Origin of the sequence: Natronomonas sp. EA1 (assembly GCF_051195035.1) — an archaeon.
Lineage (GTDB): Archaea > Halobacteriota > Halobacteria > Halobacteriales > Haloarculaceae > JBNTJV01.
Map to the genome: position 1 here is coordinate 59910 of NZ_JBNTJV010000004.1, position 21097 is coordinate 81006.

Genomic DNA, 21097 nt, shown 5'->3' on the forward strand with positions numbered 1-21097 from the left:
AACGGTTGATGCACCGGCTCGATAGTAACCGACTTACCCGCGGAATGTGAGAGTCGGGACATGATTGAGGGTGAACGATGCGCGTAGTCGTCGTGGGTGCCGGCGAGGTCGGCTCCTCGATCGCGGAGAGCCTCGCCGACGTACACGAGGTCGTCGTCATCGACCGGGACCGCTCGCGCGTCGAGTCGCTCACCTACTCGCTGGACGTGCTGGCCGTCCACGGCGACGGCGCGTCGATGAGCACGCTTCGGGAGGCCGGCATCGAGGAGGCGGACATGCTCATCGCGAGCACGGACGACGACGAGACGAACATCGTCACCTGCGGGACGGCCGCCACGGTCTCAAACGCCTTCTCCATCGCCCGCGTGAAGAACCCGCAGTACCTGGAGACGTGGCAGGGGGCGCCGGAACGCGCCTTCGACGTCCACTTCATGGTGTGTACGGTCCTGCTCACCGCCCAGAGCATCGTCCGCGTCATCGGGCTCCCGGCCGCACAGGACGTGGACGCCTTCGCGGAGGGGGCGGTCCGGATGGCGCAGTTCGAGATCCCCCAGGACTCACCCGTCGCGGACCAGACCGTCGCGCAGGCCGACCGGTTCGACTCGCTCACCTTCGCGGCGCTCATCCGCGAGGAGGAGGTCGTCATCCCCTCGGGGGACACGACCATCCACAGCGGCGACGACGTGGTCGTCATCGGCTCACCCGAGTCCGTCCGGAGCTTCGGCGCGGCCATCGCGCCGCGTGAGGGCGGCCCACGCGACATCGTCATCGTCGGCGGCTCGGACGTGGGCTATCAGACCGCCCATCTGCTCGAACAGCGGGGCTTTCACCCCCGGCTCATCGAGCACGACCCCGAGCGCGCCCGCTGGCTCGCCGAACACCTCCCGAAGACGACGGTGATGGAGTCGGACGCCACCGACCGGGAGTTCCTCGAACGCGAGAACGTCGGGGAGGCCGACGTGGTGGTGACCTGTCTCGAACGCGACGAGCAGAACCTGCTGGCTGGGCTGCTCGCGAAGCGCCTGGGTGCCCACCGTACCGTCTCCGTCACGGAGACGGGCGAGTACGTCGAGCTGTTCGAGGCGGTCGGTATCGACGTGGCCGTCAACCCGCGTGAGGCCACCGCCGAGGAGATCACCCGGTTCACCCGCGAGCAGCGCGCGGAGAACGTCGCCATCATCGAGGGGGACCGCGCCGAAGTGCTCGAGATCGAGCTGGACACGGACAGCGTCCTCGCGGGCCGGTCGATCAAGGAGGCCGTCCAGGACCTCCCCGAGGGGGTCGTCATCGGGGCCATCACCCGTGACGGCAAGCACATCACCCCCCGCGGTGACACGATGCTGCAGGTGAACGACCACGTCATCGTCTTCGCACGGGCGGACGTGGTGGACGAGACGACGGCCAAGCTATGACGCTCCGGGTGGACTGGCGCGCCAGCGTCTCGCTCACCGGGCGGGTCATCAAGTACCTCTCCGTCGCGCTGCTGCTCCCGCTCTTCGTCGCCGTCATCTACGGCGAGGACGTCGCCGTCTTCGCGGCGACCATCGTCATCTACGTCCTCATCGGACTGGGGCTCGAACGGCTCGACCCCGACCCGGATCTGGGCGCACGCGAGGGCTTTCTGATGGTCGCGCTCACGTGGCTCGCCGTCGCCGTCGTCGGCACCCTCCCCTATCTCCTGGCGGGGATGAACGGCCCCAGCACCCTGGCGAACCCCGTGAACGCCCTGTTCGAGTCGATGTCCGGGTTCACCACGACGGGCGCGACCGTGATGGGCGAGATCTCCACGGAGCGCCACTCCCACGCGATTCTCATCTGGCGCCAGCTCACCCAGTGGCTCGGCGGGATGGGGATCGTCGTGCTCGCGGTCGCCATCCTCCCCGAGCTGTCGGTGGGGGGCGCACAGCTGATGGACGCGGAGGCCCCGGGACCGGGTATCGAGAAGCTCACCCCGCGTATCGCGGAGACGGCGCGGGCGCTCTGGCTCGCCTACTTCGCGTTCACCGTCGTGCAGTTCGTCCTCCTCTATGGCTTGCATCTCGCCGGGCTGGCCCCGAACATGACGCTGTACAACGCCGTCGCCCACCCACTGACGACGATGCCGACGGGTGGGTTCTCCCCGGAGGCGCGCTCCATCGAGGCCTTTTCGGCGGCGGTCCAGTGGCTCATCATCCCCTTCATGATCGCCGCGGGGACGAACTTCGCGCTGTTCTGGCGTTTCCTCACCGGGGAGCGCGACGCGCTGGTCGACGACGCGGAGTTCCGCTTCTACCTCGGCGTGATGGGCGCGATCACCGCGATCATCACCGGTGGGCTGGTCGTCGGTGGGGTCTCCACCGCGGGTATCGAGGTGCCGGCCCGCTTCGCCGAACAGTACGCTATCGCGGGCGATCTCGAGGCATCGGCCCGTCACGCGGCGTTTCAGGTCGTCTCCATCGTGACGACGACCGGCTACGCGAGTATCGACTTCAACACGTGGTCGCCGACGCTCCAGACGCTCCTGCTGCTCGTGATGTTCGTCGGCGGGAGCGCGGGCTCGACGGGTGGCGCCGTGAAGATCGTCCGCTGGCTCGTCATCCTCAAATCGCTCAAACGGGAGCTGTTCACCACGGTCCACCCCGAGGCGGTCTCCCCGGTCCGGCTCGCGGGTCGCCCCCTCGACGAGCGTGCGATCAGGGGTATCTACGCGTTCACGCTGGTCTACCTGCTCATCTTCGCCGTGGGTGCGGGGCTGCTCATGCTGGACGCCGCCCGCGTCGGCTACTCTATCTCCGTGCTGGAGGGCTTGAGCGCCGCCGCCTCCACCCTCGGCAACGTCGGCCCCGGCTTCGGGGCCATCGGCCCGATGAACTCGTATCTCGGGTTCCCGGCCACCTCGAAGCTGCTCATGGTGTTCCTGATGTGGGTCGGTCGGCTGGAGATCTTCCCGGTCCTCGTCCTGCTCACGAGCGCGTACTGGCGCTCGTAGAACCGCCGACGAGGTGAGAGTTTTTACGGTTCCGCGCCCGTGTTCCGGTATGGGTATCCTTTCGCGCACCTCCTACGTCATCCGGTCGAAGCTCAACGCCATCCTCAATCGGGCGGAGGACCCCTCCGAGACGCTCGACTACTCGTACGAGAAGATGCGAGACGAGCTGCAGGACGTGAAGGCGGGGATCGCCGACCTCACGACCCAGAAGAAGCGCCTGGAGATCCAGAAGCGCCGGCTGGAGGAGAACGTCGAGAAGCACAACGACCAGGCGCGGGAGGCCGTCCGCCAGGACAGAGAGGACCTCGCGCGGAAGGCCCTCGAAAAGAAGAAACAGAAGATGGCGCAGATCGAGGAGCTGGAGACGCAGATCGCCAGCCTGCAGGATACCCAGGACTCGCTCGTCGAGAAGAAAAACGAGCTGCAGTCGCAGATCGAGCGGTTCCGCACGGAGAAGGAGACGATGAAGGCCCGGTACGAGGCCGCGGAGGCCTCGGCACGGGTCTCCGAGGCGATGTCCGGGGTCGGCGACGAGATGGCCGACGTCTCCCGGTCCATCGAGCGGGCCCGCGAGCGCACGGAGGAGATGGAGGCGCGCTCCGCGGCGCTCGACGAGCTCCAGGACTCCGGGGCGTTCGAGGACGCCTTCTCCGACGAGGACGAGATCGACCGCGAGCTCTCCCAGTCACGGACGGACACCGAAATCGAGGCCGAGCTGGAGACGCTCCGCCGGGAGGCCGGCAAGGAGTCGTCGACGGCGGAGTCGACCGAGGGGTCGACGGCGGAGTCGACCGACGTGGCCGACGAGGAGGTCGAAGCCGAGCTGGACGCGCTGCGGGACGAGGAGGGGTCGTCCTGATTTGGTAACACGGCACAAACGCTTTTCGCGGTCGGGCGGATATCTACTGTATGTGTCAACGGACAGCGACGGGGGTTCCGGGGCTGGATGATGTCCTCCACGGCGGGTTTCTGCGAAACAGGGCCTATCTGGTCCGCGGACCTCCCGGTGTCGGGAAGACGCTCCTCGGGTTACACTTCCTGGCCCGCGGCAGCGAGCGGGGGGAACGGTCGATGTTCCTCAACCTCGGTGCGTCCGTGGAGGACATCCGCGAGGACGCCAGGGCGTTCGGCATCGACGTTGAGGAGGTCGGCTTCCTCGATCTCAGTCCGACCTCCGACCGCTTCGTGGGGCAGGACCCCTACGACATCTTCGCCGCGAGCGACATCGAGGGACCGTCGTTCTCGGAGACCATCATGGACGCGGTGGTCGAGGCGGCCCCGGACCGGGTGTTCATCGACCCGCTGACCCAGTTCCGGTATCTCACGTCCGACCTCCACCAGTACCGCGAGCAGGTGCTCGCGTTCCTGCAGTTCCTCAAAGAGCGGGACTGCACCGTGCTGTTCACCTCCCAGCACACGAGTGAGGCCCCCGACGACGACGTGCGATTCCTCTCGGACGGCATCCTCGAGTTGGGATACAACGACAAGGGCCGGGTCATCGAGGTGACGAAGTTCCGCGGCTCGTCGACGGAGGCGGGGACCCACACCGTCACCATCTCGGACGACGGGATGTCGGTCTACCCGATCCTCGTCCCCCGAGAGGTCGCGGAGACGCTGAACCCGGAGGTCCTCTCGTCCGGCAACGACGGCATCGACGGCCTGCTCCACGGCGGGATCGAACGCGGGACGGTCAGCGTCATCTCCGGCCCCTCCGGCGTGGGGAAGACGACGACGGGGACGCTGTTCATGCGGGAGGCGGCCGGCCGCGGCGAGCGGTCGGTGACCTTCCTGTTCGAGGAGGCGAAATCGACGTTCCTCAAGCGCTCCGAAGCTATCGGGCTCCCGGTCCTGGAGATGATCGAGGAGGAGAAACTCGCGGTCTACCCCATCCGGACCCGGCAGTACTCCCCCGACGAGTTCGCGGGTATCGTCCGCGACGAGGTGGAGCACCGCGGGGCCACGGTGGTGATGATCGACGGCATCGACGGCTACAGCGTCTCGCTGCGCGGCAACGAGGCGGAACTCCTCGAAGAACTCCACTCGCTCGGCCACTACCTCCGGGCGCTCGACGTGACGACCATCCTCACCGCAGAGGTCCACGACATCACCGGCGACTTCCGCGTTACGGACCGGCAGGTGAGCTTCCTCGCGGACAACGTGGTGTTCCTCCGGTATCTGGAGATCGACGGCGAGATGCGGAAGGCCATCGGTGTCCTGAAGAAGCGGGCGTCGGACTTCGAGCGGATGCTTCGCCAGCTCGATATCACGAAGGAGGGTGTCGTCGTCGGCGAACCGCTCACTGGGCTCCGGGGGATACTGGAGGGGACGCCCGTCTGGACGGAGCAGCCGGACGACCGATGAGCCGCGAGCCGCGGGGGGGCGGTCGGCTCCCGTTCGACGTGCCGGCCAGTATATGTCTGTCAAGGCCGTACCTCCTAGGATGAACGTTCGGGTTTCGCGTGGACACCCCGGTCGGGGCGGGGGTCCACACGGATGGGATGTACCGACCCGAGAACGGCCGGCCGGGGGGTGGGACTGATGGCCGCGACCGGCCACCCTCCCGAGCGGCTCTCGGAGATGTGCGTGTTGTTGCTGGTCCACCGGCGCAACCGGGAGCTCCTCCAGCAGTGTCTCTCGGGCCACTACACCGTCCGGACACCGGACGACGCGGAGCTCCCCGCGTCGTTCGACCTCTGTATCGTCGACCCGCCGTCGCTCCGGTGCCACCGGGAGGCGCTTCGGGCGAGAAAGGAGGCGGCTGGGGCCGTCTTCCTCCCGTATCTGCTCGTCGTCCGCGAGTCCGAGCGGAGCCGCCTCGGTGCGTCCGTCTGGGAGCAGGTCGACGACCTGCTTTTGACTCCGGTGACTCCCGCGGAGCTCGGTGCCCGTATCCAGAACCTCCTGCGGATCCGTGAGCAGTCGCTCCGGCTGGAGCAGCGCAAGGAGCGGGAGCTCTCCGAACAGCGCGCGTTCATCGAGAGCGCCATCAACGCCATCCCCGACATCTTCTACGTCTACGACCTCGAGGGGTCGTTCCTGCGGTGGAACGACCAGGCGCTCGCGGTGACGGGCTACACCGAGGCGGAGCTTCGGGAGCTGGACCCGACCGATTTCGTCCCGGCGGAGGACGCCCAGTGGCTCGACGCGCAGATGCAGACCGTCGTCGAGACGGGGGTCCCCGTCACCGCCGAGACGGCCATCGTCACGAAAGCGGGCGAGGAGCTCCCCTACGAGCTGAAGGTCGCCCCGCTCGTCGGCCCCGACGGCGAGACGCTGGGGCTCGTCGGTATCGGGCGTGACATCACCGACCGGAAGATGCGCAAGGAGCTCGCCCGCCAGAACGAGCGGCTGGAGAAGTTCGCGTCCATCGTCTCTCACGACCTCCGGAACCCGCTCGGGGTCGCGAACGGCTATCTGACGCTCGCCCAGTCGCAGGTCGACGACGACCACCTCGACGGCATCGAGCAGGCGCTCGACCGGATGGAACGGCTCATCGACGACCTGCTCACGCTCGCTCGCGAAGGGCAGGTCGTCGGCGAGACGGAGGCGGTCACCCTCTCGACCGCCGTCAACAGCGCGTGGACGGAGGCCGGCCCCCCTGAGGGGACGCTCACCGTCGAGGCGGACCTCGATTTCCTCGCCGACGGGAACCGGCTCTGTTCGCTCCTCGAGAACCTGTTCCGCAACGCCCGCGAACACGCCGGCGAGGACGCGACGGTCACCGTCGGCCCCCTCGCAGACGGCTTCTACGTCGCCGACGACGGCCCCGGTATCCCCGCGGAGCACCACGAGAAGGCGTTCGAGTACGGCTACACCTCACGCGAGGGCGGGACGGGGTTCGGCCTCGCCATCGTGAAGGAGATCGCGGAGGCGCACGGCTGGTCGGTGCGGGTGACGGACGGGGAGGAGGGGGGTGCCCGCTTCGAGTTCACGGGCGTGACCCTGATTTGAGCCTACGCGAGGAAGTCCGGCTCGGTCCGCTTTTCGGCGTACTCGTCGTCGAGATGTGACCGGAAGTCGTCGAGTTCCACGTCCTGGGCCTCGCGCTCCTTGCGGTCGCGCACGGAGATGGTGCCGGCCGCCTCCTCGTTCCCGCCGAGCACGAGCATGTAGGGGACGCGGTCCTCCTGTGCTTCCCGGATCTTCCGGCCGAGCGTCCACGAGCGGTCCTCCACGGTGACGCGGTAGTCGTCCAGTTCGTTCTTCACGCGGTGGGCGTACCCCAGCTGATCGTCCGAGATGGGGAGGATGCGTACCTGCTCGGGCGCGAGCCAGAACGGGAACTTCCCGTCGAAGTGCTCGATGAGCACCATGAAGAAGCGCTCGTAGGAGCCGTACAGGGCGCGGTGGATCATCACCGGGCGGTGCTCCTCGTTGTCCTCACCCGTGTAGGTGAGCTCGAACCGCTCGGGCATGTTGAAATCGAGCTGCACGGTGGGGCCGTCCCACTTCCGGCCCAGCGCGTCCTTGAACGCGAAGTCGATCTTCGGGCCGTAGAACGCGCCGTCGCCGGCCTCGATGCCGTAGTCGATGCCGCTCGAATCCAGCACCGAGCGGAGCTGTGACTCCGCCTGCTCCCAGATCTCATCGGAGCCGACGGACTTCTCGGGTCGCGTCGCGAGCGCGACCTCGGCGTCGAGCTCGAAGGTGTCGAACACCTCGAGGATGCTGTCGATGATGAGGTTGATCTCGGCTTCGATCTGGTCGGGGCGGACGAACAGGTGGCCGTCGTCGATGGTGAACGCCCAGACGCGTGAGAGCCCGGAGAGCTCGCCGCGCTGTTCCTTCCGGTACACCTTCCCGTCCTCGAAATATCGCACGGGAAGGTCGCGGTAGGACCACGATTTCTGGTCGAAGATGGTGGCGTGGCCGGGGCAGTTCATCGGCTTCAGGCCGTACTCCTCGTCGTTCACGTCCAAGAGGAACATGTCGTCGACGTAGTTGTCGTAGTGGCCCGACTTCTTCCACAGCTCCGTGCGGAACAGGTGGGGGGTCTCGACGGGGTCGTAGCCCGCATCGAGGTTGAGCTGTTTCGCGTAGTCCGCGAGTTCGTCGAGGATGCGCTTCCCGTTGGGGTGGTACAGCGGGAGGCCGGGGCCGGTCGTCTCGTCGATGGAGAACAGCTCCAGCTCCTGCCCGAGCTTCCGGTGGTCGCGCTCTTTGGCCTCCTCGCGCATCTCGAGGTACTCCTCCAGGTCGGACTGGGAGGGGAACGCCGTCCCGTAGACGCGGGTGAGGGTGTCGTTCTCCTCGTCGCCGCGCCAGTAGGCGGAGGAGATGTTGAGCAGTTTGAACGCGCCGATTTCGCCCGTCGACGCGACGTGCGGGCCGCGACAGAGGTCCTCGAACTCCCCCTGCTGGTAGAAGGAGACGGGGTCCTCGCCCGCGGCCTCGGTCTCGAGGATCTCGCGTTTGTACTCGTTGTCGGCGTACTGTTCGAGTGCGGTCTCGCGGTCCTTCTCGACGCGCTCGATGTCGAGGTCCGCCTCGACGACGTTCTGCATCTCGGCTTCGATCTCCTCCAGATCGTCGGCGTCGAGGTCGACGTTCGTCACGTCGTAGTAGAAGCCGTCGTCGGTCCACGGGCCGATGGTGAGTTTCGCCTCCGGGTAGAGTCGCTGGAGGGCCTGGGCGAAGACGTGGGCCGCGGAGTGGCGAAGCACGTCGAGATACTCCTCCGATCCCTCGGTGACGATGACGACGTCGTCCCCGTCGGAGACCGGGGTGGCCTTGTCGACGAGTTCCCCGTTGATCTTCCCGGCGACCGTATCCTTGCCGAGTCCGGGGCCGATCTCGTAGGCCACGTCCTCGAGCGTGGCTCCCTCCGGCACCGAGAGTTCGGAGCCGTCGGGCAGCGTGACGGTGATATCGCTCATACCACCGAACAGTCGAGGGCGCGGGATAAGTGTTTAGAGACGGTGCCGCGGTGTGTCACAGGGTGCGTCCCCACCCCCCAGTGGGTACGGCCGTGTGGTGGCGGCTCAGTCGTCGCTGGGCATGCCGGCCGGAATCGCGACCGGCTCGGCCTCCTCCGTGAGCGAGTCGAGGTGGTCGGCGACGGTGTAGGTCGTCCCCCCCTCCGTCCGCGGTGCGATGGCCTCGAGCTCCCCGTCGCGGTACTCGACAAGCGTGACCGTCGGCGGCCTGACGACCTCGCGGCTCTCGCCGAGCATCCCGCTCGTCTCGGTCGGCGTGAGCCCCTCCGGGAGCTCGACGCCGTTGACCTCCCCCCACGTGCGGAGTGCCTCGACGTGGTCGCGGATGGCCTTACACCGCGGTGTGTCGGCGGCCGCCCCGTTCAGCGGGATGGCGTCACCCCACACCTCCACGTCGTAGTCGGCGATGGTCCCCCGCTCGGCCAGCGCCGAGAGCCGCTCGATGAGTTCGTCCTGCCGCTCGTGAGCCGCGGTAGGTGAGAGCGAACGCACGAACAGTTCGATGGTGACCGTCTCTTCAGCCGTCATGTTCCCCATGGATAGACGTGTGCCAATCTCGGATAAAAGCCTTGCTCAGGGTGTAACAATACGTCTCGGTATCCGTCTAGAGTGTTATCTTTCAATAAACTCCTAGTACTCTTTCAATCGTTCACTCGTAGCCGAGCTCCTCGTCGAGCGCCATCGAGGACTTCGCGAAGGTGCCGGAGCCGCGCGCGAGCTGGTTCCCCTCGTCGTCGTGGGCGACGGCCTCGGCGATGAGCTGTCTGGGGTGGTCGTTCACCACCTCGCCGACCGCGTGGATGTGCCCCGCCGAGACGGGCCGGGTGAGGTGGATGTTGAAGTTCGTCGTGAGGACGAACACGTCCTCCACGAGGGAGTTCGCGGCGAAGAACGCGGCGTCGTCGAGCGCTTTGAAGTAGACCGAGCCGTGGACGGCGTTCGCTGCGTGGTGGTGTTTCTCCGAGACGGGGACGGTCACCTCCGCGCGTCCCTCCTCGATGGAGATGTCGGCGTCGTAGTGGTCGTTCGTCGGCGCGTCGAGATACATCCGTTCGAGTTTCTCGAAGTGGTCCATCGGTCGGAGTCGGCGAGGGCGACGCAAAAAGCTACTCCCCGCGCGCGGGTGGCCACGCGACCCCTCGCGGGCGCGACTACTCGCGCGGGAACGTCCCCAGTCCGGGTCGGGTCACGTCCGTGAGGTCGATGTGGCCACCCTCGAACGTGGGGCCGCCGTACGGGTCGTCGGCGAGCAGCAGCGACCCGTCGAGGTCGGCGTAGTCGAGCAGCGGCGAGAGATGGACGCCCGCGGCGATGGCGAGGTTCGTCTCGATCATACAGCCGAGCATCGTCTCCAGGCCGTGGGCCTTCGCGGTGTGGAGCAGTTTCACGGCGGGGCGAACCCCCCCGGTCTTCATCAGCTTCGCGTTGGCGATGTCGGCCATCTCCGCGACGCGGGGGATATCCGTGGCCGTGAGACACGACTCGTCGGCCGCGATGGGGAGCGCCGCGCGCTCGTAGACGTACTTGCAGCCCTCGTGGTTCTCGGCGGCGACGGGCTGTTCGACGAACTCCACGTCGTACGCCACCAGCGCCTCGATCTTCGAGACCGCTTCCCGAGGCGACCACGCCTCGTTCGCGTCGACCCGGACGGTGGCGTCGGGTGCCGCGGTACGAATCGCGTCCATGATCTTCAGGTCGTGGCCCGTGCCGAGTTTCACCTTCAGGGTGTCGTAGCCGGCGGCGACGGCGTCCTCGGCCTTCCGCCGCATCGCGGGCGTGTCCGCGAGCCCCACCGTGAACGAGGAGGTGACCGTCTCCGCGGGGTCGAGCCCGAGCAGCCGATAGCCCGGCACCCCGAGCTGTTTCGCCGCGAGGTCGTGGAGCGCGATGTCGACGGCGGCCTTCGCCGCGGGGTTGTCGTTGATGACGTGCGCCATCTCCGCGTGCGCGCGCTCGAACTCGAGGGGGGAGTCGAGCCGGTCGAGGGCCTCGAACAATCGAGGAAGGACGGCCTCGACGGTGTCGGCGGTCTCGCCGTAGTGGGTGGAGGGGGCGGCCGCGCCGAGTCCCACCTCACCGTCGTCCTCGATGCGGACGACGACGTTCTCCACGGTCTCCTGCGTGCCGCGGGCGATGGTGAACGGCTCCTCCAGTTCGAGGGTGTGGCGTTCGAACGTGGCGTTCATAGGATACTCTCGAGGAGGTCGCCCGCGTCACCGCGCACGGGGTCGACGGCGGGCGCGTCGATGGTCTCCGCGTAGGCCTGAATCGCGCGCCGGGCTTCCCCGTCCCCGAGCGACCGGGTGTTGAGCGCGCCGCCGACCACCTCGGTCGGGGCGACCGGCTCCGCGAGCTGTTCGTAGAGCCCGGCGACGTGCGCGGGGTCCGGGATGGGGTACTCCTCGTAGCCGTGGATGGCCTCGCGACCGGCCTCGTGACACATCACGAGCGCGTCCGGCTGGGCGCCGTGGAGGATGCCACAGGTGACGGCGGAGTAGGCGGGGTGGATGATGCTCCCCTGCCCCTCCACGAACAGCACGTCGGCCTCTGCGGCCCGTTCGACGCACATCCGCTCGACGGCGCCCGCGGTGAAATCGGAGACCGTGCGGTCGATGGGGATCCCCCAGTTCTCGATCATGATGCCGGTCTGCCCGGTCGGGATGAACGCGGCGTCGATGCCCTGCTCGCGCGCGGCCTCGTACAGCTCGCGCGTGGTCGTCATCTTCCCCGTCGAGCAGTCCGTGCCGACGGTGAGGACGATCCGTGCATCCAACTCGCGGGCCACTCCCTCCGCGACGGTGAGGTCGGATGGGGGGTTGCGCACGTCCCAGAGGTCACAGCCGTTCGCCTCCGCGCGGCGTGCGAGGTCCGCGTCCTCCGAGAGGAAGTAGTGGAGCCCCGAAATCACGTCCGCGCCGCGGTCGAGGGCGGCCTCGATGTCCGGGCGCCAGGACTCATCGAGCCCACCACCGATGGGCGCGATACCGATGACGAGCGCGTCGAACTCCGGCGCCTCGTCCGTCCGGCCGACGATGGGGGCGTCCTGTACCCCGTCCAGATAGTCGGCGACGCGCGCGTCCGGGTCGGCCTCGGCGATCTCGCGGTCGAGGACGGCCACGACGTCGTAATCGGCGTATCGGAGGACGCCGACGGCGGTCTTCGCACGGTCCGGGAACCCTTCGTGGGCAAGCAATGCCACTCGTTTTGTCATACTCGGAGGGGCAACGCGGGGGGGCTTAAATCCCGTATCTCCGCGTCGTCCAGAACGACCGGTGGGCGTCGTCGAGCGCGGCCTCGGGCTCACCCGTCGCGTCGACGGCCTCCGTGGCCGCCGCGGCGTCGGCGAACTCCCCCAGGAGCGCGTGTTCGCCGACGACGTACAGCGGGCGCACGTCGAGCTCGTCGATGGCCGCGCGACACTTCTCCAGGTGGTCGTGGATCTGCCCGTCGCGGATGCGCTCGAACCGCCCCTGCGAGAACCCGCCCTTGGAGTGTTTGCTCTTCACGTCGGTCGTAAACCCCCGCATCGAGACCCGCTCGCGGCCGTCGTAGGTGCCGAGCGCGAACAGGTCGGAGCGCACGAGCGCGAGCGCGTGGGGGCCCGCGGGCCGGAACCAGTCGCGTTCGACGCGGAAGCGGTCGCCCCACGTCACGAACGGCTCGGGGGCGACGGCGGGGTCGAGTGCCTCGGTGACGAGCGCCTCGTCGTCGGCGTAGACGAGACACGGGGAAGCGCGCTCCACCAGGGGTGTCCGGTCGCCGAACACCGCGCCGACCTCCTCGGGGATGTCGTCCTCGACGTACGCCGAGAGCGCCCCCTCCGGCTCCGTGTGCAGGGAGGTGAGCCGGTCGAGCAGTTCGGTCAGGCGCGTGCCGCGGAGTTCGTCCACGCGTCGGTAGCGGAGACCACCCTCCTCCTTCGCCTTCTTGAGTTTTCCCTGCAACCCGGAGATCTTGTCTTCGAGACGGTTGACCCGCTCTTCGGCCTCCTGTTTGGCGGTCGAGGCCTCGCTCCGGCGGCGCCGCTCGGCACGGAGTTCCCGTTTCGCGTGTTCCAACTCCTCTTCGAGCGCCGCGATGCGCTCTTTCAGGGGCGTGCGCCCGAGCAGGTCGTCCAGCATCGTCCCCAAATGGGGAGGGGCGATTAAAAACCGGTTCCCTCGAAGAACCGCTCCGCGACTTCGGGTTTCGCCAGCAGCACCTCGGAGAGCGTGGGGGCGTTCCGGATGCCCGCCCGTTCGAGGGTCGCCTCGGGGAGCGAGAGGGTGCGCTCCGGCACCTCCGGGGCGCCGAGCACGGGGACGTGCGACTGCCCGACCTTCATCAGCAGGGGGTTGTCGAGTCGCTCGATACCCTCGCCCGTCGCGTAGAGCGCCTCGTTGAGCCGCTCGTGGATGTCTTCGTGGATGACCGCGTGCTCGCTCGCGCCCGGCTCGACGTACAGCCGACCCAGGTAGTAGCCGCTGGAGAACTGTTCGAACATCGTTACGCCACTGTGTGAGTTACTCCCACACATAAGCGTTGTCGGGAAGGCTTATTGTGGCGCGCAAACAATCCACACGGTCATCCCGCCTTCCCGCAACGGTTTTGCGGGTCCCCCACGCCCTGGGAGTGTGAACCCGCTCCCGGAGCGCTACGCGCGCTACTACCTGGAGAACGCGCCGAGTCTCGTCTGGCTCGTCGTCGTGAACGTCACGTTCACCGTGCTCGGCGCGCGGTTCTACGTCGACCGGGGACTTGCCGATATCTCCACCTTCCTCTGGCTCTTCTTCGCCGACTCCCCCACCGCGACGGCGATTGGCGCGCTCTCGCTGGTCACGCTGTGGGCACACGTCGGCGAGCCCATCGAGGATTTCCCTCGCAACCGCGTCCTCGCGTACCTCCACACCTTCGCGTTCGTCTGGCTCGTGAAGTACGGGCTCTGGACCGCGGTGGCGCTTAACGTGGGGTTTAGTGCCTACTTCCCCGAGGCGTACGGCTACTTCGGCGTCATCGTCAGCCACCTCGCGTTCGTGGCGGAAGCGCTCCTCATCCCGTACTACGGGGCGACCACCCGAGGGGCGCTCGCGGCCGCACTGGGCCTCCTCCTGCTCAACGACCTCCTCGACTACGGCCTCGGCTACCACCCGCCGCTCCGGTACGAGCCGGGGCTGTTGCTCGCCGTGGCCACCGTCGCCCTCTCCGTGTTCGCCGTCGGGCTCGCCGCGCGGCTCTTCCCCCGATTAGGGGCACAGAACCGTCTCTAAACGTTCTCGGATGGTTTCAGGCGGTTTCACGGCGGGATGAACGGTTTGAATCACGCGAACGAGCGGCCGGGTTTTTAGCTACGGGCGGAATAAGGGAGGACAGAGATGACGAACCGACTCTTCGCCGTGGTCCTCGTGGTGGCGCTCGCACTCGCCGGTGTGGCACCGGCCGGTGCGGCGCTGGCTCCTGCCGCAGACGGACCGTCGGCGTCGATGCCCGCGGTCCAGGAACAGCCGGGCAACGAGACGAACAACACGACGCAGGCCTCGAACGCCTCCTTCGGCGCCTCCATCTCGGCGTTCATGCAGGCGAGCGCCGCGGACGCCGCGGGTGAGGTGGCCACCGGGATGTTCGCCGCCGCGTTCAACGCGAGCAACGACAGCGAGCGCCGGACCGCGCTCGTCGAGAAGCGCGTGGCGACCATCGAACAGCGAATCGACCGGCTCGAACGCCAGCGCGACCGGCTGCTCGCCTCGAACGCCCCCGAGGTCGTCAAGCGAGCGAAGGCCGCCCGCCTGACGGCCCAGATCAACGCGCTCGAGAGCGCCATCAACCAGACCGAGGAGGCCGCAGCCCGGGCCGGAGTCAACGTGACGACGCTGGATACGCTCCGGACGAACGCGCGCAACCTCACCGGTCCGGAGGTGCGCGAGCTGGCGACGGACCTCGTCGAGGACCGCCGCGAGCTGGCGAAAGAGCGCGCGGAGGAGCGCCGCGAGAACGCCCGTGACCGGGGCCAGCGCGGTACCGGCGCGAACGGCGCGAACGGCGCGAACGCCACGGACACCGAGGGAAACGTGACCGACGCGGCTGAGGACACGCCGGGAAAGAGCGGTGAGGCCCCGGGGAAGAACAAGAAGGGGAACGCCTCGGAGGACGACGGGTCCGGGAACGCCGCCGACCGGTCCGGGAACGCCAATAGCGCCGCGGGGGCCGTCACCACCACTGAGGACCCCGTGGCTGACGACGCCGAGCCCACGACCAACAGCACGGACACCGGCGACGACACCCTGGGCGAATAACCTCGCCGTCCCGTGGAATCGCTGCAGGGCAGCATCCTTTTAGCCGCGTAACGCAAACGAATGGTACGATGGACTCCGCCGCGCTCTTAGACCTCCTCGGGAACGAGAACCGCAGGCGTATCCTCCGCTTGCTCGCGCGCAAGCCCTGCTACGTGACGGAGATCTCCGACTATCTGGGTGTGAGCCCGAAGGCGGTCATCGACCACCTCCGGAAACTGGAGGAGGCGGGGCTGGTGGAGTCGCGCGTCGACGACCACCGCCGGAAGTACTTCTCTATCGCTCGGAACCTCCGGCTGGAGGTGAACGTCTCCCCCTACCAGTTCGGGACCAAATCCGCCTATCCGGCCTCCCCGTCGCTCGATATGACCGGCTGTCGCTATCTCTCCTTGCACGTCGAGCAGGGGGATCCCGAGCCCGCGGGTGAGGACGTGGAGGATCTCACCGCCGAACTCGAACGCCTCGAAGGGCTGGAGAACGAGCTCTCGATGGCCCAGCGGTGGGTCCAGGGCCGGCTCACCGACGTGATGGACCGGCTCAGCGCCCGCTTCGGGGAGAACGGCCGCTTCTACGCAGAGGTGCTCTCCGCGCTCGCCAACGGCGCGCAGACGACGAACCGGGTCGCCCGGAAGGTGGACGCCGCCCCGGACGTCGTCGAGGAGGTGCTCACGTCGCTCGCGGAGTCGGGGCTCGTCGAGCGCGACGGGTCGCGCTGGCAGCTCACAACTCGCGGGTGAGCCCCGCCCGGAGGTCCGTCCCGAAGTAGTAGCCGAGCAGCGCCGCGAGCGCGCCGCCACCCGCGCCGAACAGCGCGAGCGGGACGCCGAACCCACCCAGAAGCGAGACGACGAAGAAATCGAGGAGGACGGTGACGCCGGCCGCCCCCGCCCCGGCCGCCGCGGTCTCGAGGTAGCCGCGCTGGCCCAGGAGGCCCAACAGGAAGGCCGCGGCGAACACCCCCAGAAGGCCCGAGAGGGGGATGGGGAGGCTCCCAGCGAGGAAGATACCGACCGTCGAGAGGGCGAGCGCGACGAGGAAGGCCTTCGGCGAGAACACCCGGCCCGGGGAGAGCCGCGCGCGGAGGCCCGAGCGGGACGTCTGCTGTGGCTCCGCCGGTGCGGTGGACTCCTCGCGTTCCAGTTCGCGAAGCCGTTCGCTCATACTCGGTTCTGGGGAGCGTCACCTATCGGCCTTTCGCCCGGAACGAGTGGATTCAAGTCCGTTCCCGGACCAGTCGTGAGCATGAACGCAGGGGACCGAGTCCGCGTCGCACGCGACGGGACGACCTACGAGGGCGTCCTGATGCCCTCCACGTCGGCCACGCATCTCGTCGTCAAGCTCGACGGCGGCTACAACGTCGGCATCGAGCGCGAGAGCGCCGACGTGGACGTACTGGAGTCGGACGTCTACGACGTCGAGAGCGCACAGGGGGAGACCGGCGAGACCTCCGAGATCGAGTTCGACGAGGAGCTGCCCACCATCTCGCTCATCTCCACGGGGGGGACCATCGCCTCGACCGTCGACTACCGCACCGGCGCGGTGACGGCCCAGTTCGATGCCGAGGACGTGCTCCGCGCCGTCCCCGACCTCGCGGGCCGGGCGAACTACCGCGGCCGGGTCGTCGCCAACATCCTCTCCGAAAACATGGAGGTCCCCATCTGGCAGGACCTCGCCCACGCGGTCCACGAGGAGATCGAGAACGGCGCGGACGGCGTCGTCGTCATGCACGGGACGGACACGATGCAGTACACGGCCAGCGCGATGGCCTTCATGCTCGACCTGCCCGTCCCGGTGGTCTTCACTGGCAGCCAGCGCTCCGCGGACCGGCCCTCCTCGGACAACGTGATGAACGCCGTCTGCGCCGTCGAGGCGGCGAAAAGCGACTGCGCGGAGGTGCTCGTCTGCATGCACGCCTCCGAGAGCGACGACGTCTGTGCCCTCCACCGGGGGACCAGAGTGAGAAAAGGCCACACCTCCCGGCGCGACGCCTTCGAGACGGTGGGCGCGAAGCCGCTCGGCGAAGTGGACTACGACACCGAGACGGTCACGTTCCGTCGCGAGTACACGAGCCGCGGCGAGCACGAGCTCGACATCGCCCCCGACCTCGAGGAGGACGTGGACCTCCTGAAGTTCGCGCCGGGGATGCACGAGGGGATGCTCGACGTGCTCTCCGACAATGCGGGACTCGTCATCGAGGGCACCGGCCTCGGCCACGTCCACACGGACCTCATCCCCACCCTCGAGTCCTACGTTGACGACGGGATGACCGTCGTGATGACGAGCCAGTGTCTGGAGGGGCGGGTCTGCGACCGCGTCTACGACACCGGCCGCGACCTGCTGGACGCCGGTGTCGTGGAGGGTGAGGACATTCTCCCCGGCACGGCGATGGTGAAACTGATGTGGGTGCTCGCCAACGCCGACGACCCTCGTGAGGCGATGCGGAGGAACCTCGCCGGCGAGATCCAGGAACGCTCCGTCCCGTGGGAATGAGGGTCCGACAGGCCACCCTCGACGACTCCGACGACGTGGTCGCGTTCACCGAGAACACGTGGCCCGAGCAGGGCGGCGACTACATCCCCCGCGTGTTCGAGTCGTGGGTCGAGAGCGACGGTCCCACTCAAAGGACGTTCGTCCTCGACGCGGGCGAGGAACTCGCCGGCATCTGTCAGGGCGTCCTCCTCTCCGAGCACGAGGCGTGGGCTCAGGGGATGCGCGTCAACCCCGACTATCGAGGGAAGGGCGTCTCCCCCCAGCTGACGTATGCGCTGTTCGACTGGGCACGCGAGCGGGGGGCCTCGGTCTGCCGGAACATGGTGTTCTCGTGGAACACTCCTGGATTGGGCCAGTCCCGCTCGGTGGGGTTCGAACCGGCCACGGAGTTCCGGTGGGCGACCCCCGAGCCGGACGCGGACGCGGAGTCGCCCCTCCCGGTCACGAACGACCCCGACGCCGCGTGGTCGTTTCTCAAACGAGACGACGGGTTCTCGCACCTCAAGGGCCTCGCGCTCGACCCCGAGGAGACGTACGCGCTCTCGGAGCTCACCCGCGAGCGGCTGCACGACGCGCCCGCGGTGGTCACGGTACAGGACGACGACGGGACCCACGCCGCGGCGTTCCGGGTCCGCACCGTCTCCTACTCCGATGACATCCTCAACGCCGAGTACGGGATCGGCGCGTGGGACTCCCTCGAGGGTGCGCGCTCGCTGCTCGCCGCGGTCGCGCGCGACGCGGCCGATATCGGCGCGGACGAGACGCGCGTCCTGATCCCGGAGACGCCGGGGTACGTCAGCGACGCCGCCTACGCCTGCGGTGGCATCAGCGAGGAGCCCGATTTCGTCCTGGAAAAGGACCTCTCCGCGAGCGACTCCTGAGCTCTCGTCTTACCCCCCGCTCACCGGCGGGAACAGCGCCAGCTCGTCGCCCTCGTCCAGTCTCGTCTCGAACCCCTCGTCCTGCACGAACGGGTTGTGGTCGTTGCGCAGGACGCGGATGTGCTCCTGGATGTTCCCCTCCTCGTCGAGGACCTCCTCGCGGAGTTCGGGGTGGGCATCGAGCAGCGCGTCGAAGGCGTCGCGGAAGGTGTCGCCACCCCCCACGTCGACCTCCACTTCCTTCGTCCCGGCCGTCTCAGCGAGGTTGGCAAACAGTCGCCACTTCATTAGCTATCCTTCCGCATCCGCCCCGTATAGGGGTTTTCCTGCCCGCGGGCGGCATGGCCACTGAACACCAAGATGGAGTATGTGCGACGACTGCCACACCATCGACCGGCGAACGTACCTGACGGCGGCCGGCGTCGGCGCGACGGCCCTCCTCGCGGGGTGTTCCGGCGCGGGCGTTCAACGGGAGTTCGACCCGATCCCGGGGAACGCACAGGGGCCCGCCATCCCGGAGACGGGGTATCTCGTCGACCAGATCGGCCCGCGGCTCCACGTCATCATGGACGGGACGTATCAGGTCGTCTTCCTCGACACCGACGAGGGGGTGGTGCTCCTCGACGCCCCGCCGAGTCTCGGAGACAAGATCCAGCAGGGTATCGCGGAGGTGACCGACCGACCGGTGACGCATTTCATCTACAGCCACGCGCACAACGACCACGTCGGCAACGCCGCGGCGTTCGCGGGCGCGACCTACATCGGCAACGAGCGGACGGCGGCCCTGCTCGACCGCTACGACGACCCGAACCGACCGGTCCCCGACGAGACGTGGGACGAGGAGGAGGAGCTGGAGATCGGCGGACACACCATCCAGCTCTCGTATCGGGGGCAGAGCCACTCCGACGACACGACCTACACCTACTTCGAGGGACAGCGGGCGCTCGTCGTCATCGACATCGTCTATCCGGGGTGGGTACCGTTCCAGGGCTTTGCCGCGTACGTCCCGGGGTTCGTGGACGCCCACGACCACATCCTCGCCTACGAGTTCGACACCTTCGTCGGCGGGCATCTCACCCGACTGGGAACGCGAGAGGACGTGCGGGTCCAGAAACAGTACGTCGGGGACGTGTTCGACGCCGTGCGTGCGGCCGCCCGCGAGGTCTCCTTCGCGGAGGCGACCGAGGGGGTCAACCCCGCGGACCGCTGGGCGAGCACGGGGGCCTACTTCGATGCGGTGACCGAGAACGCCGTGGGGCGCGTAGTCCCCGCGTGGGAGGACAGACTGGGCGGGGTCGCGGCGTTCGCCCCGAGCCACTGTGCCGCGGCGTTCCGGGCGGTGCGGGTGGACTACGGCCGGTAGCTCACTCGTCGATGTCGATGTCCTCGATGACGACATCGTCGCGCGGGGCGTCGTTGCGGCCCGTGGGGACCTTACCGATCTCCTCGACGACGTCCATCCCGTCGATGACGTGGCCGAAGACGGCGTGTTTGTTGTCGAGGTGCGGCGTCGCGTCCAGCGTGATGAAGAACTGCGAGCCGTTCGTGTTCGGGCCGGCGTTCGCCATCGAGAGAATGCCCGCGCTGTCGTGGGTGAGCTCGGGATGGAACTCGTCGTCGAACTGGTAGCCGGGGCCGCCGCGGCCGGTCCCCTGCGGGTCCCCACCCTGGATCATGAAGCCGTCGATGATGCGGTGGAAGACGGCGCCCTTGTACAGCGAGTCGCCCCGCGTCTCGCCGGTCTCGGGGTCCTCCCAGGTGTTCGTGTCGGGCGCGGGCTCGGCGTCCGCGTTGGGGTCGAAGCGGGCCAGCCCGAGGAAGTTCTCGACGGTGCGCGGCGCGCGGTCGGCGAACAGCTCGATGGTGATGTCGCCGTGGTTCGTCTGCAGCGTGACGGTCGGGTTGTCCGGATTGGACACCTCGTGGTTCTCAGCCATGGGTCTCTCTCCGCTCGTCCGACGCAAAAGGGTGGCGTTCACCTCACGCGACGAGCTGCAGCCCGACGAGCAGCCCCGTGGCCGCGAACGGCGGGATGGTGAGGTTGTCGTCGATGATGTACCCGCGAACGGAGAGCTTCACGCCGTCCGCGAGGGTGGCCCCGAGCGCCCCGAGCGCTGCGGCGGGGAGAGCGACGAACGGGACGGCGAGCAGGAGGCAGGTGGCGAACATGCCGAGGAGGACGCGCGGGCGTTTCACGGTCCGAAGTTCGCCCGTCGAGAGCAGGCCGCTCACGGGGTCACCGAGCGAGAGCATCAGGATGGCGGGGACGCCAACCGTGGGCTCGGTGAGCAGCATGACGGTGGTTCCGGAGATGGCGTACAGCGCGTAGCCCGCGAGGTTGTCCCGTTCGTACTCCCGGGTGAGCCGGTCGTAGAGCGCGTGGTCGAACCCCGCGAGCAGCCGCAGGGCCTCCAGGGCGAGCGCGAGCAGGGTGCCGGCGACGGCCACGAGCCGGACCTGCGGCCACGTGGCGACGCCGGCGACGTACGCGAGCGGTAGCAGCGAGCCGGTGGCGTGGACGGCGCGGCGGCCGAGTTCACTCATCGGTCCTCATAT

22 protein-coding genes are annotated in these 21097 nt (G+C 68.1%); 11 read left to right on the top strand and 11 right to left on the bottom strand.

Going from position 1 to position 21097, the window contains the following annotated elements:
* Positions 1-77 precede the first annotated feature (77 nt).
* From trkA to ACQUQR_RS13740, 5 genes are all read left to right on the top strand, one after another.
* Complete coding sequence (trkA, locus tag ACQUQR_RS13720) at positions 78-1412, top strand: Trk system potassium transporter TrkA (protein ID WP_435197070.1); 1335 nt, start codon at positions 78-80, stop codon at positions 1410-1412.
* The gene (locus tag ACQUQR_RS13725) at positions 1409-2968 is read left to right on the top strand and encodes a TrkH family potassium uptake protein (RefSeq protein WP_435197071.1); all 1560 of its coding nucleotides are present in this window, start codon (positions 1409-1411) and stop codon (positions 2966-2968) included. Before trkA ends, ACQUQR_RS13725 begins: the two co-directional genes overlap by 4 nt.
* Positions 2969-3017: 49 nt before the next feature.
* Positions 3018-3827 (top strand): PspA/IM30 family protein, encoded by an 810-nt coding sequence (locus ACQUQR_RS13730; protein ID WP_435197072.1) that lies wholly within the window; start codon positions 3018-3020, stop codon positions 3825-3827.
* Between the two features lie 50 nt (positions 3828-3877).
* Complete coding sequence (locus tag ACQUQR_RS13735; RefSeq protein ID WP_435197073.1) at positions 3878-5329, top strand: ATPase domain-containing protein; 1452 nt, start codon at positions 3878-3880, stop codon at positions 5327-5329.
* A gap of 132 nt (positions 5330-5461) precedes the next feature.
* On the top strand, positions 5462-6919 hold the full coding sequence (locus ACQUQR_RS13740) for a PAS domain S-box protein (protein ID WP_435197074.1): 1458 nt from the start codon (positions 5462-5464) through the stop codon (positions 6917-6919).
* Between the two features lie 2 nt (positions 6920-6921).
* Here the strand turns inward: ACQUQR_RS13740 and thrS are convergent, their stop codons facing one another.
* The 7 genes from thrS to ACQUQR_RS13775 form a co-directional block, all read right to left on the bottom strand.
* Entirely contained in the window at positions 6922-8844 is a 1923-nt protein-coding gene (gene thrS, locus ACQUQR_RS13745; RefSeq protein ID WP_435197075.1) for a threonine--tRNA ligase, read from the bottom strand.
* Positions 8845-8949: 105 nt separating this feature from the next.
* Positions 8950-9441, bottom strand: coding sequence for an HTH domain-containing protein (locus ACQUQR_RS13750; RefSeq protein ID WP_435197076.1), 492 nt, complete (start codon positions 9439-9441; stop codon positions 8950-8952).
* 112 nt (positions 9442-9553) lie between these two features.
* The gene (locus tag ACQUQR_RS13755; RefSeq protein ID WP_435197077.1) at positions 9554-9979 is read right to left on the bottom strand and encodes a PaaI family thioesterase; all 426 of its coding nucleotides are present in this window, start codon (positions 9977-9979) and stop codon (positions 9554-9556) included.
* A gap of 76 nt (positions 9980-10055) precedes the next feature.
* Positions 10056-11090: a dipeptide epimerase gene (locus ACQUQR_RS13760; protein WP_435197078.1), complete on the bottom strand. Its 1035-nt coding sequence runs from the start codon at positions 11088-11090 to the stop codon at positions 10056-10058.
* On the bottom strand, positions 11087-12115 hold the full coding sequence (locus ACQUQR_RS13765; RefSeq protein WP_435197079.1) for a DUF1611 domain-containing protein: 1029 nt from the start codon (positions 12113-12115) through the stop codon (positions 11087-11089). The genes ACQUQR_RS13760 and ACQUQR_RS13765 overlap by 4 nt, the downstream gene beginning before the upstream one ends.
* 25 nt (positions 12116-12140) lie before the next feature.
* Positions 12141-13025: a Vms1/Ankzf1 family peptidyl-tRNA hydrolase gene (locus ACQUQR_RS13770; RefSeq protein ID WP_435197080.1), complete on the bottom strand. Its 885-nt coding sequence runs from the start codon at positions 13023-13025 to the stop codon at positions 12141-12143.
* A 23-nt stretch (positions 13026-13048) separates the two neighbouring features.
* A complete protein-coding gene (locus ACQUQR_RS13775) occupies positions 13049-13387 on the bottom strand; it encodes a DUF5802 family protein (RefSeq protein ID WP_435197081.1) in 339 nt (112 codons plus the stop codon).
* Positions 13388-13517: 130 nt separating this feature from the next.
* Here ACQUQR_RS13775 and ACQUQR_RS13780 point away from each other — a divergent pair, with 130 nt between their 5' ends.
* The 3 genes from ACQUQR_RS13780 to ACQUQR_RS13790 all read left to right on the top strand — a co-directional run bounded on the left by ACQUQR_RS13780 (position 13518) and on the right by ACQUQR_RS13790 (position 15907).
* Complete coding sequence (locus ACQUQR_RS13780; protein WP_435197082.1) at positions 13518-14150, top strand: DUF1405 domain-containing protein; 633 nt, start codon at positions 13518-13520, stop codon at positions 14148-14150.
* A 105-nt stretch (positions 14151-14255) separates the two neighbouring features.
* Positions 14256-15173, top strand: a complete 918-nt coding sequence (locus tag ACQUQR_RS13785) for a hypothetical protein (RefSeq protein WP_435197083.1) — start codon at positions 14256-14258, stop codon at positions 15171-15173.
* Between the two features lie 68 nt (positions 15174-15241).
* On the top strand, positions 15242-15907 hold the full coding sequence (locus ACQUQR_RS13790; RefSeq protein WP_435197084.1) for a metalloregulator ArsR/SmtB family transcription factor: 666 nt from the start codon (positions 15242-15244) through the stop codon (positions 15905-15907).
* On the opposite strand, the gene ACQUQR_RS13795 is transcribed toward ACQUQR_RS13790, so the two are convergent.
* Positions 15891-16331, bottom strand: a complete 441-nt coding sequence (locus tag ACQUQR_RS13795) for a hypothetical protein (protein ID WP_435197085.1) — start codon at positions 16329-16331, stop codon at positions 15891-15893. The genes ACQUQR_RS13790 and ACQUQR_RS13795 overlap by 17 nt on opposite strands.
* 81 nt (positions 16332-16412) lie before the next feature.
* Between ACQUQR_RS13795 and gatD the strand changes: the two genes are divergently transcribed.
* A complete protein-coding gene (gene gatD, locus ACQUQR_RS13800) occupies positions 16413-17660 on the top strand; it encodes a Glu-tRNA(Gln) amidotransferase subunit GatD (RefSeq protein WP_435197086.1) in 1248 nt (415 codons plus the stop codon).
* The gene (locus tag ACQUQR_RS13805) at positions 17657-18541 is read left to right on the top strand and encodes a GNAT family N-acetyltransferase (RefSeq protein WP_435197087.1); all 885 of its coding nucleotides are present in this window, start codon (positions 17657-17659) and stop codon (positions 18539-18541) included. The genes gatD and ACQUQR_RS13805 overlap by 4 nt, the downstream gene beginning before the upstream one ends.
* A 9-nt stretch (positions 18542-18550) precedes the next feature.
* On the opposite strand, the gene ACQUQR_RS13810 is transcribed toward ACQUQR_RS13805, so the two are convergent.
* On the bottom strand, positions 18551-18829 hold the full coding sequence (locus tag ACQUQR_RS13810; protein WP_435197088.1) for a ubiquitin-like small modifier protein 1: 279 nt from the start codon (positions 18827-18829) through the stop codon (positions 18551-18553).
* A 79-nt stretch (positions 18830-18908) separates the two neighbouring features.
* Here ACQUQR_RS13810 and ACQUQR_RS13815 point away from each other — a divergent pair, with 79 nt between their 5' ends.
* A complete protein-coding gene (locus ACQUQR_RS13815; protein ID WP_435197089.1) occupies positions 18909-19904 on the top strand; it encodes an MBL fold metallo-hydrolase in 996 nt (331 codons plus the stop codon).
* A 1-nt stretch (position 19905) separates the two neighbouring features.
* On the opposite strand, the gene ACQUQR_RS13820 is transcribed toward ACQUQR_RS13815, so the two are convergent.
* Complete coding sequence (locus ACQUQR_RS13820) at positions 19906-20478, bottom strand: peptidylprolyl isomerase (RefSeq protein ID WP_435197090.1); 573 nt, start codon at positions 20476-20478, stop codon at positions 19906-19908.
* 43 nt (positions 20479-20521) lie between these two features.
* Positions 20522-21085 carry a dolichol kinase gene (locus tag ACQUQR_RS13825; RefSeq protein WP_435197091.1) on the bottom strand — a complete coding sequence of 188 codons (564 nt, stop codon included), beginning with the start codon at positions 21083-21085 and terminating at the stop codon, positions 20522-20524.
* Positions 21086-21097: the final 12 nt, after the last annotated feature.

Coding starts and splice junctions, on each gene's coding strand:
- trkA (WP_435197070.1), top strand. CDS start 78: ATGCGCGTAGTCGTCGTGGGTGCCGGCGAGGTCGGCTCCTCGATCGCG.
- ACQUQR_RS13725 (WP_435197071.1), top strand. CDS start 1,409: ATGACGCTCCGGGTGGACTGGCGCGCCAGCGTCTCGCTCACCGGGCGG.
- ACQUQR_RS13730 (WP_435197072.1), top strand. CDS start 3,018: ATGGGTATCCTTTCGCGCACCTCCTACGTCATCCGGTCGAAGCTCAAC.
- ACQUQR_RS13735 (WP_435197073.1), top strand. CDS start 3,878: ATGTGTCAACGGACAGCGACGGGGGTTCCGGGGCTGGATGATGTCCTC.
- ACQUQR_RS13740 (WP_435197074.1), top strand. CDS start 5,462: ATGGGATGTACCGACCCGAGAACGGCCGGCCGGGGGGTGGGACTGATG.
- thrS (WP_435197075.1), bottom strand. CDS start 8,844: ATGAGCGATATCACCGTCACGCTGCCCGACGGCTCCGAACTCTCGGTG.
- ACQUQR_RS13750 (WP_435197076.1), bottom strand. CDS start 9,441: ATGGGGAACATGACGGCTGAAGAGACGGTCACCATCGAACTGTTCGTG.
- ACQUQR_RS13755 (WP_435197077.1), bottom strand. CDS start 9,979: ATGGACCACTTCGAGAAACTCGAACGGATGTATCTCGACGCGCCGACG.
- ACQUQR_RS13760 (WP_435197078.1), bottom strand. CDS start 11,090: ATGAACGCCACGTTCGAACGCCACACCCTCGAACTGGAGGAGCCGTTC.
- ACQUQR_RS13765 (WP_435197079.1), bottom strand. CDS start 12,115: ATGACAAAACGAGTGGCATTGCTTGCCCACGAAGGGTTCCCGGACCGT.
- ACQUQR_RS13770 (WP_435197080.1), bottom strand. CDS start 13,025: ATGCTGGACGACCTGCTCGGGCGCACGCCCCTGAAAGAGCGCATCGCG.
- ACQUQR_RS13775 (WP_435197081.1), bottom strand. CDS start 13,387: ATGTTCGAACAGTTCTCCAGCGGCTACTACCTGGGTCGGCTGTACGTC.
- ACQUQR_RS13785 (WP_435197083.1), top strand. CDS start 14,256: ATGACGAACCGACTCTTCGCCGTGGTCCTCGTGGTGGCGCTCGCACTC.
- ACQUQR_RS13790 (WP_435197084.1), top strand. CDS start 15,242: ATGGACTCCGCCGCGCTCTTAGACCTCCTCGGGAACGAGAACCGCAGG.
- ACQUQR_RS13795 (WP_435197085.1), bottom strand. CDS start 16,331: ATGAGCGAACGGCTTCGCGAACTGGAACGCGAGGAGTCCACCGCACCG.
- gatD (WP_435197086.1), top strand. CDS start 16,413: ATGAACGCAGGGGACCGAGTCCGCGTCGCACGCGACGGGACGACCTAC.
- ACQUQR_RS13805 (WP_435197087.1), top strand. CDS start 17,657: ATGAGGGTCCGACAGGCCACCCTCGACGACTCCGACGACGTGGTCGCG.
- ACQUQR_RS13810 (WP_435197088.1), bottom strand. CDS start 18,829: ATGAAGTGGCGACTGTTTGCCAACCTCGCTGAGACGGCCGGGACGAAG.
- ACQUQR_RS13815 (WP_435197089.1), top strand. CDS start 18,909: ATGTGCGACGACTGCCACACCATCGACCGGCGAACGTACCTGACGGCG.
- ACQUQR_RS13820 (WP_435197090.1), bottom strand. CDS start 20,478: ATGGCTGAGAACCACGAGGTGTCCAATCCGGACAACCCGACCGTCACG.
- ACQUQR_RS13825 (WP_435197091.1), bottom strand. CDS start 21,085: ATGAGTGAACTCGGCCGCCGCGCCGTCCACGCCACCGGCTCGCTGCTA.